Raw genomic sequence first — 17,426 nt, forward strand, 5'->3', positions numbered from 1 at the left:
GCTTAGTCGTCTAGGAGTTGCAGATCATCAAAACGGATTTCCACAGTGCTGGTTTGGCCATTTTCATGGGTGTGCACCACCTGCCGACTCATGAGATAGTAGTTGCCCACGGGCACATAGGTATCCTCAAACTCCATTTGCCGCACCACTTCGTTAGTCTGGGGATTGCGGAAGACGGCCACATAGTTGGTGGAAATGTAACCTGAGCCAGTGTCAAGGGCTTCACGGTGGGTAATGGCAAAGGCGACACGGCCCATGACACGGCTAACATAGACAATTTGATTGTCCCTGACTTTGTAGTTGGAGCCCATAGCATCGCCACTGACTAGGATCTCCACGGCACCGCTGGCATCGGTTTGGCCAATTTGAAACGTGTTTTTGCCGTGGGCCGCCTCAAAACTGTTGCGCTTGCGGTGGACAATCACATCCCGCAGTTGATTGTAGAGGGATTCGCGGACATGTTCATCTTCGATCCCGCTCACCTCAACGCTGTAGTCGCGGCTAACTTTGACCTGCCCTTGATAGGTGCGATCGCCCTCAATGAGTGTCACCTTTGCCGTAAACCCGGGAAAATTTTCATCCCATGTGTAACGATTTTCGTAGGCAGCGCGAAAGAGCGCCTGTGCATCAAGGGTCTGTGTTGCTGGCATCGGTACATCCTCGGTAACAGTTACTGTGTTTTAAGATAACTGATTCTTACTCCCCTTGACGGCCACGTATATCTAGTGTTCACTAGGGTTAAATCACAGCGTACTACACTAGATGTATGATCCCTAGGGGATCGTTGTTCATTTTGACTGGACAGAAACACTATGGTGGCACAACTCTCGGTTTCCGCGTCTGAGGCAAGCTTGCCCCTAACCTATGGTATTGAGGGAGTGGTGCAGGTGTTTACCTGTCCGCAGCGGCACTTTTTCACCACAGTCATCGCCCAGGCGTTGCGGGTTGCTGCCCAGGGCAGTGGCGTTATGATTGTTCAATTCCTCAAGGGCGGCATTCAAATGGGGGTTGAGCACCCAATTCAGTTGGGGCAGCATCTCACGTGGTGGCGACCGGCGCTGCAACGCTGTTTAGGCCAAGGAGATTCGATCACTCCCCAAGAAAAGGCAGCAGTGCGTGAGCTGTGGCAGCATTTGCAAACCAAAGTGCAGGAGGGACAGCACCGTTTGGTGGTTTTAGATGAGGTCAGTGTGGCCATGCAACTGGGGGTGCTAACGGAAGGGGAGGTACTGGACTTTCTCAAGAATCGCCCCCGCACCCTCGATGTCATGTTGACGGGGCCTGAAATGCCAGAATCGCTGCTGGCGATCGCTGACCAAATTACGGAGTTACGTCGTTTGATTTAGGTTTAATTGAGGGGGGCAGAAACGGTTTCTAACCACTCGAGTAGATACTCATTCACCAAGTCGGGTTGCTCCTGCTGCACAAAGTGCCCACAGTAGTCCAAGTATTGAATTTTCAGTTCCTTAACGTAGGCTTCGGTGCCGTAGGTGAGTTCAATGCCCAAGGTAGGGTCTTGGCGCCCCCAGAGCATCAGCGTTGGTACGTCGAGTACGCCCCACTCGCGACTGTAAAGACTTTGTAACCCCGCACGGTAGTAGTTGAGCATTCCCGATAGGGCACCCCGCTGAGCGGCGGCATCCTGATAGCGGGCAATGTCCAGGGGGCGGATGGCCTGCTGGTTCACAGCTGCCCAGCGAAAGATTTGGGCGATCGCCCCATAGCCTCCCCACTCCAAGAGAATCTCTGGTAGCCACGGCAGCTGAAAGAGCAGCATATAACTACTGCGCAACCATTGCTCAAAATTCAACTGTTGAAACTTGGCAGGATGGGGACAAGCCAGCACACTCAGGGTTTGCATCCGCTCAGGTACGGCATAGGCGACTCCCCAAGCCACCATTCCCCCCCAATCGTGCCCCACCAAGTGACATCGCCGATAGCCAAGGCCGTCAATGACACCGACAATGTCAAGAATTAACTCATCGAGAACATAGCTAGCGGTATCCTGGGGTTTATCACTGAGATGATAGCCCCGCAAATCTAGGGCAACGACTTTGTGCTTTTGCGCCAATACCGGAATTTGATGTCGCCAAGAATACCAAAACTCTGGAAAACCATGGAGCAGCAGCACCAACTCCCCTTCTCCTTGGGTGACATAGTGGAGACGGATACCATTGGAAACAATAAACTTATGGATCCACGGGCCTTCAATCATATGCACCTTGGGGGCTGGCACTTTTCACTATAGCCAAGGAAACCCTGAAGGAGGGTATTGCCGCAGCCTCAAGAATAAAACCCCCAGATAGAATGCGCCGTGGGGGTAATTATGTGAACTAAGGAGTCGGGATGCTCTTAGTATAGGGGTAGTATAGGGGCAAAGCTGACAATGCCTACTCGGTTTTAATAGGCAAGGGTTTCGAGGGCCTGACGCAGGTAAGCGGTAACGCAAGCATCCAAATCCGTGGGCTGCTCAATAACAACACTCGCCTGCTTTTCGCTCAGCCAGCGCTGAAAACCCGAGCTGTGGGCGATCGCTTGCTTTAGGGAGTTCCAAACCTCGGCGGAGGCTTGCGGGTTGGGAACCGTAACGCTTTCCATAGATACTCTCCTAGTCGGTTTGGAGTTAGGGGAAGGATTCAGCTATGGTTCTACGATAGCGTAGGAAACTCTCCCCGTTTGTATGGGATGTTACGATTTATTTCACAATTGGGCCAAGAATCAGAAAAAGACGCGGTGTTGCAGGCAAGGCATCTGTTGACGCACTTGCTCAAGGCGGCTGGGTTCAATGGCCGCAATCGCGAGGCCAGGGCGATCGCCCGCATCTGCGAGGATGGTTCCCCAAGGATCCACAATCAGTGCATGGCCGTGGGTTTGCCGCCGTGCATAGTGAACCCCCGTCTGGGCCGGCGCAATGACATAACAGGTATTTTCGATGGCCCGAGCTTGCAGTAGAACCTGCCAGTGATCCTTACCCGTGAAGGCGGTAAAGGCAGCGGGCACAAACAGGACCGTTGCCCCCGCCTGGGAGAGGGCACGGTAAAGTTCTGGAAAGCGGACATCGTAGCACACCGACAAGCCAATATTGCCGAGTTCCTTACTGGGATAGACCGAGGGCAACTGCTGTCCGGCGAGCACTGTGCCCGATTCGTGGTAAATATTGCCATCGGGCAAATCGACATCAAATAAATGCACCTTTTGGTAGCGGCTCAATTCTTCCCCCGTCGGGCCGATCAATACCGCTGTGTTATAGACCTTGCCTTCCGTTGCCGGCACCGGATAGCCACCCCCCACCAGCGTAATCTGGAATCGCTGGGCCATCCGTTTCAAAAAGGCCTCAGTCCGCTCAGCGATCGTTGCTGCCTGGGCAACTTTCTCGCGATCGTCACCGAGAAAAGAAAAATTTTCTGGCAACCCAATGAGTTCTGCCCCTCGTCTCACCGCCAATTCAATGAGTTCTTCTGCCTGAGCCAAATTTGCTTCAAGATTGGGTTGGCTCGTCATTTGGACTGCGGCAGCGAGATAGGATTTCATGTCTGTTGCAAAAAAGACAGCAACCCGTTATTCTAGCGCTGCAATCTGCCTAGGGCAAGTCTAGGGAGAACGTAGGTTCCGCAAGATCGGATTGCGTTGGGTAGGGAGCTGATGCTCATGGGCGGTGCGATAGGCCCAAAAGACATAGCCGGCAATAAAGAGGTTCAACAGCACAACCAGCAGTAGCTTGGTACGACTAATGGGATGTAAGCGCGGCGTTTTTTGGGGTAGAAATGGGACGGCCATGGCTGCTCTCAGAATGCAACAGTTCCAGCGTCCACCATCATGAGTCGTTGTTCACTCTCAATTTGTTTTCTGTGGTCAACGATGGCGAAGTTCCGGTTGCCTCTACTATAGATCGCTGCCTCAGGGGCAACCCCGCATCTGAAATGTCTTTTAATGGTTGATCATAAAACTACATGATTGCTCAGACATGCCCAGGTACCCCTCAAAAGCCATCCGCCCCCAAGGAAGGCCCCAGGGGCGGTCTGGTGGTTATCGTGGGTATCAACTGCTAGGAGAAGCGGCCTCCTAGATGCTGATTTCAAATCAACAGATGGAGAACAACTCTTCCCTAGAGCTGAGTGACTCCAAAACGACGACCCAAGCGTTTACTACTATCTGCCATGGGCATCACCTCCATCTCCCTGAACGGTAATTTGCAAAACAACTGGCTTTAGAATAGCACACTCAAAGGGTATTGTGGCAAGCGCTGGGCAAAATTAGCATGGCATCGCCAAAGGAATAGAAACGGTACTGGCGATCGATGGCCTGTTGGTACAATTGCAGCAACCGTTCACGGCCAATAAAGGCACTGACGAGCATCATCAAGCTAGAGCGGGGGAGATGAAAGTTGGTAATGAACCCCTCGACAATCTTGGGCTGATACCCCGGATAAATATAGAGATCACTCTTGCCGCAAAAGGGTTGCAGGGTGCCTGAGTGGGCAGCTGTTTCTAGGGCGCGAATAACGGTGGTGCCGACGGCAATGATCCGTCCTCCGGCGGCTTTGGCAGCCTGAATCCGTTCGACAGTGGCAGCCGATACCTCAAGCCATTCTTCGTGGAGATGGTGGTGACGAATATCCTTGGCCTCCACAGGACGAAAGGTGCCAATGCCTACATGGAGCGTTAGAAAACAGTGATCAATGCCGCGATCGGCCAACTTGCTAAAGAGTTCGGGGGTAAAGTGCAAGCCAGCGGTTGGCGCAGCCACAGCACCAGGACGGCGGGCATAGACGGTTTGGTATTGCTCAGTATCCGCAAGGGGATGATCAATGTAGGGAGGTAAGGGCACTTCCCCTAGGTGATCTAGGTATGACCACAGGCGATCGCCCGGCGGCAGGTCGAATTCAATCACCCGTCCTCGGGTTTCCTCATCAATGGTCTGTACCGTTGCTTGCAGCGGGCCGATTTGAATCACTGCCCCAGGGCGCAATTTTCGACCGGGTTTGACCAAGGCCAACCACTGGCGATCGCTCAACTCTTCAAGGAGAAACACCTCAACGGTGCGGCCGGCGGCGCCCACTTTTTGACCTATTAGCCGCGCTGGAATCACCCGCGTATCATTGAGCACCAGCAGATCCCCTGGCGCCAACAGTTGCGGTAGCTCATAGAAGTAGTGATCGGCGGCGGTGTCGCGGGTCACCACCATCAGGCGGGAGCGATCGCGGGGGGAAACCGGCTGTTGGGCAATCCGCTCCGGGGGTAGCTGATAGTCGTAGGCGTCGAGGGAAAAATCGTCAGGATGAGGCATTATTGCGGTGGGGTCAACGGTGAGGGGGATGACTCTACCACAGAGCGATTCATAGAACTCATCACAGCCAGAAAGCCCAGGGCAGCAGCGGCAATGCCCACAGCAATCAGCAGGAGTAGCCACGCTTGGGAACGAGGCCTTGGGGTTGGCTGCAGTTGGGGTTGAGGGGATTCCAGAACTTGGGAAACCGTCAGATCGAGTTCTGATGGCTCGGGTGGGGGGACGTAGCCCATTGTAATGTCTGTCACCTCCGGCAGCTCCCCTTGGCAGACCATGTCGCTGTAATCGAAGTCAAGGACACCGGCTCTATTCTTGACCCGACAGTGAATGAGCACGACTGTTACATTGTCATGGCCATTGAGGCGATTGGCCAGATCAATCAGTTGTTCAGCAGCAGCACTGAGGGAAAGCCCACCTTGGAGTACAGGCAGGAGGTACTGTCGCCAGTAGGTTTCGACACGGTTAAAGTCGCTGAGACCATCGGAACACAGCAGAAGAACTCCCTCTTCATCCAGCAAAAAGCGTTCGACCGTGGGATGGAGATGCTGGGAGGGTGCCATCCCCAAAGCTTGCACCAAGGAACCACCATAGGGCAACTCCAAGGCTTGATGGTAGGTACTCATCCCCAAGCGCACATCGCGGCTGGCCACATCGTCATCGAGGGTGAGTTGGTAGCAGCCCCAGCGGTTGATCCAGTAAGCGCGGCTATCCCCAATGTGGGCAAGGTAAAGATAGGCCTGTTCAATCAGGGCACCGACGACCGTGGTTCCCATGCGCTGGCGCTCGTGGCGCTGCTCCGTATCATTGCGTTCATTGATTGCATCATTAGTGGCCTGAATGGCCGTTTGAATGGCTTCCTCAACTGTGGCGGGAGGGGTCTCTAGAAGATTCAGGGGCTTGAGGCTTTCCGCCAGCATGTTAATGGCTAAGCCTGAGGCCACATCGCCACCTTCGTGGCCACCCACACCATCACACACCAAAGCCAAAACCCATGACTGATTGGCGAGGTCAGTCTGGGGCAAGCATTTATCCTCATTGCGACTACGACTGGGCCCTTGATCGGAGCGGCTGGCAATATCGTAGTGGTACTCATAACCGAGGTCATCGAGAGCCTGTTGAAAGAGGGTCTCTAGGGTTTGGCGCACGGATTCAGGGGTGGTTTCCTGAGTCTCCTGCATTTGTTGGCACAGAATTGTGAAGGCCTGCTGAAAGTTTTCCCCTTGATCGCTAAAGCTGAAATGGGTTTGCCAGAATTGGCCAAGGTCAGCCAAGGTAGGATGATGGCCTGCTTGCAGTTGCAGCAGCCGCACAAGGGAACCCTCGGCTCGCAAAAGCTGGGGATTGAGGAGTGTAGGAGCGACATTTTCTGCCACCAGCGCTGGCCAAAGGGAGATGATTTGCCATAACCAGTTGAGGCGGCGCACTAAATTGGCTTTGTTCCAGATGGTGGTGAGGGGAGCGGCATGGGTAAGGCCGGGGACAACTTTGGCATCGGCAATGTCAATGCAACTGACGGGGGCATGCTCAAGGAGCAACAGGTCTCCTTCTGGGAGAGAAAGCGCGCCAAACAGTTCTGGAACATGGGGACGCTTGGGAAATAGGCGCAGGTAGGGACGGTAGAGTTGGGCAGTATTGTCCACACTGGGGGCTGGCTCCCCCGGCATTAGGTCTAAGAGTAAGTGTTTGCCTTGCACCAAATAGCGATCGCCCATCAGCTCGCCGAGGCTGTAGTGATCTAAAGCGGAGCCAATGGCCCACAAATAGCGTTTTAGGAGTGGCACCTGACAGTGGCAACATTCAACTTCGTGAATGGAATTGGCGGTGCCACACTCTGGGCAAATAAGATTAGGGGCAGGGGGATTCATCGCTTCAATCCTGAGATGGCCGCCGCAGTCATCATCACCCGCAGCAGGTACGCATAAAGTCGCTGAGCCAGTCATTCGCTAGTCCATAGCAGCGGCGAACAGCATACATTCAATCCCTATCCTAGCTTTTCTGCGGCAACAGCGGCATTGTGGGGTAAGCCGATAGATGGCTACGGCAGCCCCCAAGATAGAATTGAATAAATCAAGATAGAATTGAATAAATAAAGTCAATCTTTAGGCAAGAGCATCAAAACCAGGGGTGCAAATTTTTGTGAATTTTAATGTTATTTGCTACAGCGCTTATCAATAAACGCATAAATAAAGTCTTAAGGAATCATCGAGGTGAGAGGGAGAGACTGTGGAGCAGTTGAGTTCAGACTTAAATTTGCAAGCCTTAGTGCAAACACCCTTGGTTTCAATTGCTCCAGGGGATTCCTTCAATAACATTCTCCAAGGCTTACAGAAAAATCAGGGTGCTGGCCTGGTTGTAGAGGAGCAGGGGCAGTTTCGGGGATTGATTACCCAACGGGAAGTGATCCGCGCCCTGGGCAAGGGCTACTCTCCCCAGGAGATAACTGCTGAGCGGATCATGCTGCCATCGGACTACTGTTTGAGCCTTAAGGATCTTGATGATCTCCTGGGGGTTCTAGGGCGTTTTCGTCACTTGGGCGTGGATGCCCTGGCAGTGGTCAATGAATCTCAAGGGGTTGAGGGACTGCTGACCCGCCCAGCTCTGCGTGAGCGCTTGCGCCCTGCGGATCTGCTGCGGATCAAGCGGGTAGCGGAGGTGATGGTCTGTGATGTGGCCACCATTGCGGCTGAGGCTTCGTTACAGGAGGCGGTTGTTCTGATGAGCGAACGGGGTGTCACCAGTTTGGTGGTTCCTGAAGAAACATCCTCTGGTGTGCTGCCGCGCGGCATTGTGACGGAAAAGGATATCTTTGAGGCACTGCATCGCCAAGGGGGAGTGCTCACAGGAACCGTCGGCAGTATAATGTCTCAGCCTGTGCTGACCGTGAAGCCCGATCAAAGTTTGTGGCAGGTGAATCATTTGCTCAAGGAGCATCAAGTGCGTCGCGTCGTGGTCGTGGACGATGATGGCCAGATGGTGGGAATTGTCACCCAGAGCAATCTTTTGGCGGCCATTGACATCACTGAGGCTCAAGGGGTGATTCAGGTGCTCACCCAGGAACTCAGCAAGGCAACGGCGGAACTGCACTGGCAACTGTCGCGGCAACAGGCCATTACGGCAGCAATTACGGAGAGTGAACAGCGCTATAACACCCTCATTAGTCACTTACCGGTTGCCCTCTATCGGCGCGATCGCGCTCGCCTGTGGCACTTCAACTATGTCAGCGACCAAATTTACCAGCTCACGGGTTACTTTCCCCAAGATTTACCCGACTGGCGGCAAATTGTCCCACCGCCGGATCTGACCCTGGCTGAACGGGAGATTGAGCAGGCCATTCAGCAACAGCGGGCCTACAGTACCACCTACCGCATTCGACATCGGGATGGCTGTTTCCGGTACTTGAGCGATCGCGGGCAGTTTGACCCCTACAGTCAAATGCTCCATGGCGTCCTTGTGGATGTATCGGATCAAAAGCGCACAGAGGAGCGACTGAAAACTTCCCTAGAGCGGGAAATGATTGTCAGCACCATTATTCAGGACATTCGCCAGTCCATTCGCCTAGAGGAGATTTTGCAGCGGGCGGTAAATAGCATCCAACAACTGCTGCTGAGCGATCGCGTGCTGATTTACCGCTTTTTAGGGGATGGCAGTGGCATAGTTGCCGTGGAGGCCACCACCTTACCCCAGTACTCGATTTTGGGTCAAGTGATCCACGATCCGTGTTTTACCAAAGAAACAGCGCGGCGGTTTTTGGAGGGACGCACGCTGAGTATTAGCGATGTCAACCAAGCGCAACTCCAGGATTGCTATCGTGAGTTACTGACTCGCTTGCAGGTGCAGGCCAATCTGGTGGTGCCCCTGCTGCAGGGCCAGCACCTGTGGGGACTCCTCATTGCTCACCATTGTCGCAGCCCTCGCCTGTGGCAGCGGGAGGAGTTGTTCCTGCTCCAGCGGATTGCCGAACCCTTGACGGTGGCCCTACAACAGGCGGAGATGTACGAAGCCCTAGAGCAGGCCAATACCAATCTCCAGGAAATGGTGTATATCGACAGTCTCACAGATATTGGCAATCGCCGCTGTTTTGATGAATTATTCCTAAAGGAATGGCGACGCTGCCAGCGGGAGCAAAAACCCTTAAGTTTAATCATGCTGGATATTGATTGCTTTAAGGCCTACAACGACCACTACGGTCATTTGCAGGGGGATGAGATTCTTAAGCAGGTGGCACGAATTTTGGAAAGCCATTTGCAGCGGGCAGGGGATTTGGCCACCCGCTTTGGCGGGGAAGAGTTTGCCCTGATCCTACCCGATACCGATCAAAGGGGAGCCATTCATATTGTTGAGAAGATCCAAGGAGCACTCGCTGAAGCCAATATCACCCATGCAAAAAGTACAGTGGGGCCAAAACTAACGGCCAGTTTTGGGATTGCAACAACCATCCCTACCCTTGACCATACCCCAGAAATGCTGTTGCATCTCGCGGATCAGTGCCTCTATGAAGCAAAAACCCACGGCCGCGATCGCTGGGTCGCTAGGGAGCTATCGTGAAGGTGAGGGGTAGGTAAATTCGCAGCCATGCTCCCCCATAATCAGGATGATTGGCGGCTTCGATATAGCCCCCATGGCACTCAACAATTTGGCGGGCAATGGCTAATCCTAAGCCGCTGCCACTGCCCACGGGAAGCAGCCGCCCTTCATGATCCGTGGGAATGACAAAGCGCTGCCGCCGTACCTGTGCCCGATAAAACCGCTCAAAGACATAGGGCAAGTCCTTAGGGGGAAAACCACTGCCCGTATCAATGACTTCGAGACAGAGATACCCCCCCTCGCGATCGCTCCGCAGCCGCGTCAGGACCTGACCGCCGCCAGGGCCGTGTTTAATGGCGTTGTCGTAAAGATTCACCAGCAGGCGCAGCAGTTGCGATTCATTCCCGCAGTAGGGAAACTGCTCTGGGCCAGTGTACTCGTGGTGAATGTCTTTGGTCGCAGCAAGGGGGGCGAGGGATTGCCACGCCGTTTCAATGAGTTGGACAAGGTCGAGGGGGTGCCGCTCTAGGCCATCGGCGGGGGTGTGACTGAGGCGGTTTAACTCTAGGAGTTCTTGGACGAGGAGACTGAGGCGAATAATTTCCTCAAGGAGGCGATCGACCCAGTCCCGTAACGACTGCGGCACCCGTTGTTGCAGGGTTTCAGTGACTAGACGCAGGGAAGTCAAGGGGGTTTTCAGTTCATGGGCCACATCTGCTGCCCAGCGATCGCGCTCATCCCGCAGCCGCACCACCTCTTCGCAGTCCTCAATAAATACACCCACATGTCCTTCCTCAAGGAAGAGTCCCCGGGCCCGCAGGGGTTTGCGCTTGGTTTGCCCCGTTGGTGTGAGGTAAGCGTAAAGCCATTCCTGCTCGGTTATCGTTTGCGCTTGGCGCACCTCCTCAATGAGACAGTCCAGTTCATAGGAGCGCACCAGTTCTAGAAAAAGGCGGCCTTCAGGCGACCTGAAGCCAAACAGCGATCGCGCCGCCGCGTTACAGCAGACCACACAGTTGGCCTCATCCACCTCCAAATAGGCAATGGGGGCATATTCAAGGATCCTTTGAGAGCGCAGCATTTGCTGACGGCAGCGTTCCTGTTCCTGAAGCTGTTGGCTGAGGAGGGTCTGTAGGCGGTGCCACGGTGAGGATTTGAAGGGACGGGCAGCGTAGGGCTCAAGGAGCGTCTGCAAAGCATATCGTACTTGTCGCCACTGCCAGAACCAAAGGATTAGCCCCAACAGCAGTCCAGCCCCAAAAAAGATCAACTCCATGCTTGAATGCCAGAATCGCCTCTATTCTATGGTTATTCCGAGTTGGTTTGCTCTGCGATGTCATCACCCCTTTTGCGTGTCGAGGCCCTCACCGTTGACTTTCCCCAAGCCAATCAAACCCTACGGGCAGTGGATGGGATTTCCTTTTACTTGGAGCGTGGCCAGACCCTTGGCCTTGTTGGTGAGTCGGGTTCAGGGAAATCGGTGACCTGTTTGGCGCTGTTGCAGTTGCTCTTGCCGCCGGCACAGATCAGCCATGGCCAAGCGTGGTTTCAGCCAGAACCCGAGGGGACAGCCATTGATTTGCTGCGCTGCCCCCCCCGCCAAATGCAGCAGATTCGGGGTCGCCAAATCGGTATGGTCTTCCAAGAGCCGATGAGTTCCCTCAATCCGGTCTACTCCATTGGCTTTCAACTGGCAGAGGCCATTGATCCGCAGCAACGACTTTCCCAAGGGCAATGTCAACAGCGGGCGATCGCCCTCCTTGAGCAGGTGCATCTCCTCAAACCGGAAGACCCCCTTGAGGAGAAAAAGCGGTTTCTCGGTCGCTATCCCCATCAACTCTCCGGGGGGCAAATTCAGCGACTGATGATTGCCATGGCTATGGCGGCTTCGCCAGCGCTCTTGATTGCTGATGAGCCCACTACTGCCCTCGATGTTACTGTGCAGGCGGCGATCCTGCGGCTATTGCGAGAATTACAGCAGCAGTATCATCTGTCATTGATTTTTGTGACCCATGATTTGAATCTGATTGCGGAATTGGCGGATCAGGTCGTTGTCATGTACCAAGGGCAGATTGTTGAATCGGGGACGGTGCAGCAGGTTTTTCGCCACCCCCAACATCCCTATACCAAGGGGCTACTGGCCTGTCGTCCCCGCTTGGATCAGCGCCTGGCGATTCTGCCAACAGTGGCGGATTTTCTAGGGGACACCCCCCCGCGATTAGAAGTGATTTCCCCAGGGCAGCAGCAGGAACGCCTAGGGCATTTGGCCAGCCAACCCCCCTTGGTGCGGGTGGAGCACCTCTGGGTTAAGTATCCGATTGCGGGGGGGCAGCGCTCGGTAACCGCCCTCAGGGATATCTCATTTACGATTCGCACAGGGGAGACCTTGGGCCTTGTGGGGGAATCGGGCTGTGGCAAAACCACCTTAGCACGCACCCTCTTGCGCCTCCTAGAACCGACCCAAGGCCAGATTTTTTTTGGCGATCGCGACATTAGCCATCTATCGCCTCGCCAATTGCGTCCCCTGCGGCAACGCATGCAACTGATTTTCCAGGACCCCTACAGTTCCTTGAACCCACGCATGACCATTGGCGAGTTGGTGGCCGAACCGCTGCGGATTCACCGCCCTCAGCAATCGCAACGGGAACACCGAGAGCGGGTGGCCTATCTCCTTGAGCGGGTGGGCATTGACCCCCAAGCTCAAAATCGCTATCCCCATGAATTTTCGGGGGGGCAGCGGCAGCGGATTTGCATTGCCCGTGCCTTGGCCTTGAATCCCGAGTTTGTCGTCTGCGATGAGTCGGTGTCCGCCTTGGATGTGTCGGTTCAGGCGCAGGTGCTGAATTTACTCAAGGAACTGCAGCGGGAATTTCAACTCACCTACCTCTTTATTTCCCACGACCTCAGTGTTGTTAAATTCATGAGCGATCGCCTGATGGTTATGTACAATGGCGAAATTGTGGAAATGGGTGAGGCGGAAGCCGTTTACCAACAGCCACAGCACGAGTACACTCGCACATTAATTGCCGCGATTCCCCGTGGTCTTTCCCTTGAGGCAGCCTAGATGTTCTCCTCCCTTGATCTTAAGAAGACCCTTGCCACCCTGCGCCCCATTCTTTGGCAGGCCCTTGAGCAACTGCGCCAGTTTTACCGCCAGGTGAAGGATCTAACGGTGCAGGATAAAGGCGGTGATCCCGTCACCCTAGCGGATCAGCAAATTGATGCCTTTTTGCGCCATGCCCTCCAAGAGCATTTTCCGGCCTCGGAGTTTGGCTATCTCACAGAAGAAACCTACACAGCCGGTCAGTCCCTATCGCAGCCCTATGTGTGGATCATTGATCCTTTGGACGGCACCTCCGACTTTCTGCAACAGACGGGGGAGTACGCAATTCACGTTGCCCTTGTCCGTGAACACCGCCCCTGTTTAGCTGCTGTGGTCTGGCCCGAACAGGAGGTGATCTACACCGCCATTGCCGGTGGTGGCACCTATCGAGAAACCCGCCACCGTTCAACACGCCTGCAAGTTCAGCCCCCCACCCCTGACCAGCCCCTGCGGGTGGTGATGAGCCGTAGCCATGGGGGCGATCGCCTCGAGGCCTTTTTAAGCAGCTTAGGATCAGTACAGCTAATGCCGATGGGGAGTATGGGCTGTAAAACGGCTAGCATTTGCCAAGGGGATGCCCATCTGTACGTTAGCCTTGCAGGGCGCACTGCCCCAAAAGACTGGGACTTGGCAGCACCGGATTTGATCATGCAGGAGGCAGGGGGCGCCTTTACCTATGCCAATGGCAAGTTACCCCACTACAATCGCACTGATGTGCAGCACTGGGAACCGTTGGTGGTGTGTCATCCTGCCTTGAGTCGCAGGGTGGGCGATCGCCTGCAAGCCTTTTTACAGGAAAATCAAGGCTATTCTGGAAAATAGGCAAGTTCAGTCGGATAAAGGACAGGGCATGGTTTTTAATTGGTTTCGACGCAAGTTTGGCGGCAGTGGTGAGGAGCCATCGCCCGCTGCAGAAAGCCCAACGGAAGTGCCACCGGCAGAATCCACCGCATCGACTGCTTCCCCCGGCATCCTCAACTGGGCCAAAACGGCACTCCAGTCCATTCAAGCGCGACAGCAATCGCAGCGTCCTACAACCGTTGAAACCACCGAAGAAACTCAGGAGACACCGACTGCTGAACCAGTGGCGGCTGATGCCTCTTTTCCCGTCTCTACAGAGTCTACCGAGACCGCTGTTGCTGAACCTGCTCCTATCCAGCCCCTTGTTGAAGCGGAGCCTAGGGAACCAGACCCCCCCCTTCTTCTTGATGAGGGCTTTTTGTGGTCGGCGGCGGTGCTTGCCGCCCAAGGCCGGCGCCCAGAGGAGGTGGATCTTGAGGAAATTACTTGGTTGCAACGCCTGCGCCAGGGTCTGGGCAAAACCCGTCGCGGACTGGTGCACCAATTGCGGGCGATCGTCGGCCAAGGCCCCTTAAGTCGGGATGCCGTCGAAGCAATTGAGATGTTGCTGTTGCAGGCGGATGTGGGGGTCAAGGCCACAGAGCAAATTATTGCGGCGCTGCAAACAAAAATTCGCCAAGAAACACTCCCTGCCGATCAGGCGATCGCCTACCTGAAGGAGATTCTGCGGGACATTCTTGATCGCCCCTTTCAACAGGGCTACCGCCGCAACTGTGCCCCGAAAAAGGGCACGCTGAATATTTGGTTGATTGCCGGTGTCAACGGTGTCGGCAAAACCACCACCATTGGCAAGCTTGCCCACATTGCTACCCAGTCGGGCTATCGCTGTTTGATTGCAGCAGCAGATACCTTTCGGGCAGCCGCCACCGAACAGGTGAAAATTTGGGGACAGCGCTCCAATGTTGAGGTGATTGCCAACCCCGGCAAAAATACCGATCCCGCTGCCGTGGTCTTTGATGCCATTGGTGCTGCCCAAGCCCGGGGCACAGAATTGCTCCTGGTGGATACCGCTGGCCGCCTGCAAAACAAGGCCAACCTGATGGAGGAACTCAAGAAAATCCGCCGCATCATTGATAAAAGGGCGGGCGATGCCCAAATTGAATCGCTCCTGGTGCTCGATGCGACCCTCGGCCAAAATGGCTTGCGTCAAGCACAGGTGTTTGCAGAAGCAGCGCAACTCACTGGGGTGATCCTGACCAAGTTGGACGGGACGGCAAAAGGGGGGGTGGCCTTGGCGGTGGTGCAGGAATTGGGGCTACCCATCCGCTTTATTGGTGCTGGCGAAGGAATTAAGGACTTGCGTCCCTTTTCCAGTTTTGAATTTGTTGAGGCACTCCTCTCCAGTGATGCGGAGGTTGCAGCATGAGGCTGGCCGATCGCCTGCGGTACTTCCAAGGCAATGTTTTTGATGCGATGGATCGGGCAAAGGCAGCCGTGGCGGCTACTGGGCGGCCGATTGTGGATCTCTCCCTTGGTTCTGCGGATTTGCCCGTCGCCGATCACATTCTTGCGGCCATAGAAGCGTCGGTGCGCGATGCCAGCACCTATGGCTATCTGTCAAGACCCGTGACATTATCTACCCTTGAAACGAAGAGGTCTGGTCGCTCAGTTTGCCACCATCGCAGTTTCTCAATGGGAGTCATGTGGCCCAAAACGCGTTGGGGAATGCGGTGATTGTACGCCCAAAGGTATCGCGTGAGCGTCTCTTGCAAGTCGGCTGCCGAGACAAAGCGTTCAGCGCGCAGAATCTCCGCAATGCGGCCGTTGAAGCGTTCCACCATCCCGTTGGTTTGCGGATGGCGGGGTTGGATGAGCCGATGGGTGATGCGCTTTTCACGACAGAGCTGATCAAACGGATGGTGTCCCGTGGGTTGGCGTTCGCCTGCGGAGGAGAAACGGTCGGTAAACTCCTTGCCGTTATCAGTCAGCACCGTACGCACCACGAAAGGAGCGTTGGCAAGGACATTTGCAAGAAAGCGCGTTGCCGATTCTGCGCTCTTCTCCTCGTGGATTGCCAAATAGACCCAGCGCGTTGCCCGATCAATCGCGACAAAGAGGTAGCGGCGCTGCTCCTCATCCGGCATTTGTGGCAGGTATTTGACGTCGATGTGGATGAACCCAGGTGCGTACGCTTTGAACTGCCGCGTGGTGCTTTTGGGACTGCCTTCGAGGCTTTCGCGTTCCTTTTGCAGTATCCTGAGGTTCGAGACTCCGTGGCGACGCAGGCAGCGATCCAGCGCTGAGCGGCTCAGATTGGGGTTGAGGAACGTCCGGGCAAGAACGAGAAGGTCATCAAGAGGCAGCAAAAGGAGCTTACGCACCTCAACGATCACAAGCTCTTGCGCTTCCGTAAGCGTCGTTTGCAGGCGGTGCGGGCGGGTGCTTTTGTCTTCAACGGTTGCGCGCTTACGCCATTTCGCTACCGTGTGCCGGTGGATCCCGTAACGTCTGGCAAGCTCGCGATGACTGATCGAAGCCGGTGCTTGTTGGATTTCACGGCGAATTCGGGGTGTCGTTCGGGCGTTGGCATGAATACGTGGCATGGTGATACTCCATCGTTGAACGCTTTCCGACCTTGGAACAAGCACTCAAGGAGCCGGTACGCTTCGAAGAGTTTAGCACGACTTCTGGGAATATAATGATGCGGGACCTGACAGCTATCAACTCTTTGCCAGTACAGCGGCCTTTCGCCAAGCCGTAGCCATTTGGTTTGAACGCCGCTTTGGCCTCAGGGTAGATCCCGAGCGGGAGGTGCTGATGCTCATTGGCTCTCAAGAGGGAACGGCACACTTGCCCCTTGCGGTGATGAATCCCCAAGAGTATGCACTGGTGCTCGATCCGGGGTATCCCTCCCATGTGGGTGGGGTCTATCTTGCGGGTGGACAAGTGTATCCACTACCCCTGCGCTCAGAGGATCACTTTTTGCCAGATTTGGCGGCGATTCCCCTGGCGGTACGGGAGCAGGCCAAACTTTTGATCCTCAGCTATCCCCACAATCCCACCACGGCGGTGGCGCCCTTGGACTTTTTCAAGACGGCGGTTGAGTTTTGCGATCGCCACGGCATTTTACTGGTGCATGATTTTCCCTACCTTGATCTGGTGTTTGACGGGGAGCGGGCACCCTCGATCTTTGAAGTGGATCGCGATCGCCAAGTGGGGATTGAATTCTATAGCCTCTCCAAGTCCTACAATATGGGCGGGTTTCGCATTGGCTTTGCCATTGGCCGTGCTGACATCATTGCCGCCCTGCGTCAAATCAAATCGGTGATTGACTTTAACCAATACGCCGGCATTCTACGGGGGGCCATTGCCGCCCTCACGGGGGATCAAACCTGTGTCCAGCAGACGCGGGAAATTTTTCGGCAGCGGCGCGATGTCTTTGTCCAAGCCCTCGGCGATCATGGCTGGCCGGTGCCCCTCCCGCCAGCGACAATGTATGTGTGGGCGCAACTGCCGGCGCCTTGGCAGCGGGATTCCCTTGGCTTTTGTCAAGCCCTTGTTCAGGCAACGGGGATTGCAGCGGCTCCCGGATCGGGTTTTGGTCAGGGGGGAGAGGGCTATGTGCGCTTTGCCCTAGTGCGCGATCGCCCCTGTTTAGAGGTGGCCGCTGCCCAAATTGCCGCATTTAGCCAAACGGTCCCTAAGGTGTAGC

Annotated in this window: 15 protein-coding genes and 1 pseudogene; 7 read left to right on the plus strand and 9 right to left on the minus strand. The window is 55.1% G+C overall.

From position 1 onward, the window contains the following. Window positions 1–2: 2 nt before the first annotated feature. Entirely contained in the window at window positions 3–650 is a 648-nt protein-coding gene (locus tag TLL_RS04640; RefSeq protein WP_011056760.1) for a DUF3386 domain-containing protein, read from the minus strand. Window positions 651–812: 162 nt separating this feature from the next. Between TLL_RS04640 and TLL_RS04645 the strand changes: the two genes are divergently transcribed. Next, complete coding sequence (locus TLL_RS04645) at window positions 813–1,346, plus strand: P-loop NTPase family protein (protein WP_011056761.1); 534 nt, start codon at window positions 813–815, stop codon at window positions 1,344–1,346. Window positions 1,347–1,348: 2 nt separating this feature from the next. Here the strand turns inward: TLL_RS04645 and TLL_RS04650 are convergent, their stop codons facing one another. From TLL_RS04650 to TLL_RS04665, 4 genes are all read right to left on the minus strand, one after another. Beyond that, window positions 1,349–2,215: an alpha/beta fold hydrolase gene (locus tag TLL_RS04650; protein ID WP_164920780.1), complete on the minus strand. Its 867-nt coding sequence runs from the start codon at window positions 2,213–2,215 to the stop codon at window positions 1,349–1,351. 185 nt (window positions 2,216–2,400) lie between these two features. Beyond that, the gene (locus tag TLL_RS04655) at window positions 2,401–2,598 is read right to left on the minus strand and encodes a hypothetical protein (protein ID WP_011056763.1); all 198 of its coding nucleotides are present in this window, start codon (window positions 2,596–2,598) and stop codon (window positions 2,401–2,403) included. 120 nt (window positions 2,599–2,718) lie between these two features. Next, window positions 2,719–3,531: a carbon-nitrogen hydrolase family protein gene (locus TLL_RS04660; protein ID WP_011056764.1), complete on the minus strand. Its 813-nt coding sequence runs from the start codon at window positions 3,529–3,531 to the stop codon at window positions 2,719–2,721. A gap of 60 nt (window positions 3,532–3,591) precedes the next feature. Beyond that, complete coding sequence (locus tag TLL_RS04665) at window positions 3,592–3,777, minus strand: hypothetical protein (protein WP_011056765.1); 186 nt, start codon at window positions 3,775–3,777, stop codon at window positions 3,592–3,594. Window positions 3,778–4,066: 289 nt separating this feature from the next. Between TLL_RS04665 and TLL_RS13020 the strand changes: the two genes are divergently transcribed. Continuing rightward, a complete protein-coding gene (locus TLL_RS13020; RefSeq protein WP_269441368.1) occupies window positions 4,067–4,189 on the plus strand; it encodes a hypothetical protein in 123 nt (40 codons plus the stop codon). Window positions 4,190–4,221: 32 nt separating this feature from the next. Here the strand turns inward: TLL_RS13020 and queA are convergent, their stop codons facing one another. Both queA and TLL_RS04675 read right to left on the minus strand, forming a co-directional pair. Further along, window positions 4,222–5,286, minus strand: coding sequence for a tRNA preQ1(34) S-adenosylmethionine ribosyltransferase-isomerase QueA (queA, locus tag TLL_RS04670; RefSeq protein WP_011056766.1), 1,065 nt, complete (start codon window positions 5,284–5,286; stop codon window positions 4,222–4,224). Further along, window positions 5,286–7,226, minus strand: a complete 1,941-nt coding sequence (locus tag TLL_RS04675; RefSeq protein WP_011056767.1) for a PP2C family protein-serine/threonine phosphatase — start codon at window positions 7,224–7,226, stop codon at window positions 5,286–5,288. Before TLL_RS04675 ends, queA begins: the two co-directional genes overlap by 1 nt. Before the next feature lie 283 nt (window positions 7,227–7,509). On the opposite strand from TLL_RS04675, the gene TLL_RS04680 reads away from it, so the two are divergent. Next, the gene (locus TLL_RS04680; RefSeq protein ID WP_011056768.1) at window positions 7,510–9,831 is read left to right on the plus strand and encodes a diguanylate cyclase domain-containing protein; all 2,322 of its coding nucleotides are present in this window, start codon (window positions 7,510–7,512) and stop codon (window positions 9,829–9,831) included. Here the strand turns inward: TLL_RS04680 and TLL_RS04685 are convergent. Continuing rightward, entirely contained in the window at window positions 9,815–11,086 is a 1,272-nt protein-coding gene (locus tag TLL_RS04685; protein WP_011056769.1) for an ATP-binding protein, read from the minus strand. The two genes, TLL_RS04680 and TLL_RS04685, sit on opposite strands and share 17 nt — an antisense overlap. A gap of 57 nt (window positions 11,087–11,143) precedes the next feature. Here TLL_RS04685 and TLL_RS04690 point away from each other — a divergent pair, with 57 nt between their 5' ends. From TLL_RS04690 to ftsY, 3 genes are read left to right on the plus strand one after another with little or no spacing between them, the layout of a single operon-like run. Beyond that, window positions 11,144–12,874, plus strand: a complete 1,731-nt coding sequence (locus tag TLL_RS04690; protein WP_164920781.1) for an ABC transporter ATP-binding protein — start codon at window positions 11,144–11,146, stop codon at window positions 12,872–12,874. Then, entirely contained in the window at window positions 12,875–13,735 is an 861-nt protein-coding gene (locus TLL_RS04695; protein ID WP_011056771.1) for a 3'(2'),5'-bisphosphate nucleotidase CysQ, read from the plus strand. A 28-nt stretch (window positions 13,736–13,763) separates the two neighbouring features. Then, window positions 13,764–15,140 carry a signal recognition particle-docking protein FtsY gene (ftsY, locus tag TLL_RS04700; RefSeq protein ID WP_011056772.1) on the plus strand — a complete coding sequence of 459 codons (1,377 nt, stop codon included), beginning with the start codon at window positions 13,764–13,766 and terminating at the stop codon, window positions 15,138–15,140. 184 nt (window positions 15,141–15,324) lie between these two features. Here ftsY and TLL_RS04705 read toward each other — a convergent pair whose 3' ends face one another. Continuing rightward, window positions 15,325–16,317, minus strand: coding sequence for an IS481-like element ISTel1 family transposase (locus tag TLL_RS04705; RefSeq protein WP_165442179.1), 993 nt, complete (start codon window positions 16,315–16,317; stop codon window positions 15,325–15,327). Window positions 16,318–16,414: 97 nt separating this feature from the next. On the opposite strand from TLL_RS04705, the pseudogene TLL_RS04710 reads away from it, so the two are divergent. Beyond that, a pseudogene (locus tag TLL_RS04710) lies at window positions 16,415–17,425 on the plus strand (LL-diaminopimelate aminotransferase); the annotation flags it as partial. Between the last annotated feature and the right edge of the window lies 1 nt (window position 17,426).

The organism is Thermosynechococcus vestitus BP-1 (genome assembly GCF_000011345.1).
Taxonomy (GTDB): Bacteria; Cyanobacteriota; Cyanobacteriia; order Thermosynechococcales; family Thermosynechococcaceae; genus Thermosynechococcus; species Thermosynechococcus vestitus.

Bases quoted from the DNA above. Each gene is read 5' to 3' on its own strand.
- TLL_RS04665 (WP_011056765.1), bottom strand. From the start codon at position 3,777: ATGGCCGTCCCATTTCTACCCCAAAAAACGCCGCGCTTACATCCCATT.
- queA (WP_011056766.1), bottom strand. From the start codon at position 5,286: ATGCCTCATCCTGACGATTTTTCCCTCGACGCCTACGACTATCAGCTA.
- TLL_RS04640 (WP_011056760.1), bottom strand. From the start codon at position 650: ATGCCAGCAACACAGACCCTTGATGCACAGGCGCTCTTTCGCGCTGCC.
- TLL_RS04660 (WP_011056764.1), bottom strand. From the start codon at position 3,531: ATGAAATCCTATCTCGCTGCCGCAGTCCAAATGACGAGCCAACCCAAT.
- TLL_RS13020 (WP_269441368.1), top strand. From the start codon at position 4,067: ATGCTGATTTCAAATCAACAGATGGAGAACAACTCTTCCCTAGAGCTG.
- ftsY (WP_011056772.1), top strand. From the start codon at position 13,764: ATGGTTTTTAATTGGTTTCGACGCAAGTTTGGCGGCAGTGGTGAGGAG.
- TLL_RS04650 (WP_164920780.1), bottom strand. From the start codon at position 2,215: ATGATTGAAGGCCCGTGGATCCATAAGTTTATTGTTTCCAATGGTATC.
- TLL_RS04695 (WP_011056771.1), top strand. From the start codon at position 12,875: ATGTTCTCCTCCCTTGATCTTAAGAAGACCCTTGCCACCCTGCGCCCC.
- TLL_RS04675 (WP_011056767.1), bottom strand. From the start codon at position 7,226: ATGACTGGCTCAGCGACTTTATGCGTACCTGCTGCGGGTGATGATGAC.
- TLL_RS04645 (WP_011056761.1), top strand. From the start codon at position 813: ATGGTGGCACAACTCTCGGTTTCCGCGTCTGAGGCAAGCTTGCCCCTA.
- TLL_RS04705 (WP_165442179.1), bottom strand. From the start codon at position 16,317: ATGCCACGTATTCATGCCAACGCCCGAACGACACCCCGAATTCGCCGT.
- TLL_RS04655 (WP_011056763.1), bottom strand. From the start codon at position 2,598: ATGGAAAGCGTTACGGTTCCCAACCCGCAAGCCTCCGCCGAGGTTTGG.
- TLL_RS04685 (WP_011056769.1), bottom strand. From the start codon at position 11,086: ATGGAGTTGATCTTTTTTGGGGCTGGACTGCTGTTGGGGCTAATCCTT.
- TLL_RS04690 (WP_164920781.1), top strand. From the start codon at position 11,144: ATGTCATCACCCCTTTTGCGTGTCGAGGCCCTCACCGTTGACTTTCCC.